Origin of the sequence: Chryseobacterium sp. RR2-3-20 (assembly GCF_017808115.1) — a bacterium.
GTDB classification, from domain to species: Bacteria; Bacteroidota; Bacteroidia; order Flavobacteriales; family Weeksellaceae; genus Chryseobacterium; species Chryseobacterium oryzae.
Genome location: NZ_JADQBD010000215.1, coordinates 1 through 505, shown reverse-complemented (window position 1 = coordinate 505; position 505 = coordinate 1). Strand labels below are relative to the sequence as shown.

Annotated in this window: 1 protein-coding gene; it reads right to left on the bottom strand. The window is 29.9% G+C overall.

Features of this window, described 5'->3' with window-relative positions; genetic code table 11:
• On the bottom strand, positions 1–321 hold a 321-nt coding region (locus tag IV513_RS15710; protein WP_209391489.1), incomplete at its 3' end, for a DUF4371 domain-containing protein.
• Between the last annotated feature and the right edge of the window lie 184 nt (positions 322–505).

The window sequence follows — 505 nt, the reverse complement described above, 5'->3', positions numbered from 1 at the left end:
CCTTATTACTATGCTTAGTTGGTCATGCCTAGAAATGTCTTGAATTGTGTCCATTATGACTGAAAAAACAAGAGCTTCTTTTATTTTTTCTAAAATATATTTACTTAATACATCACTTAACAAAAAAATTATTTCATTTTGAATCATTGGCGAAAGATATTTTACTGTCCCTTTAGACCTGCTTAAAACTTCTTTTAAAATTTGATCATATTTTGAAGGCAAATCCACTACAGCTAGAAAATTTCCATTATAGCTACAAGATGATTCCGAAGCACAGTCTTCACGATGTTCCCAGAAAGCTAACATATTTCTTGGAGGCATTAAAGTAATATTAAATAGTCTTCCTAAAACTTGCCGCCAGAAGTCAGCATCACGATTTAAAAATTTCTAATTTAATAATTTCAGATCAACCGTGAGATATCTTTTCCATGAATCAAAACAACACGTTAAATGTGATTGAACTAAAAAATGTTCTTTAATTTTATTTAATAGGTTCTTCCAGTCG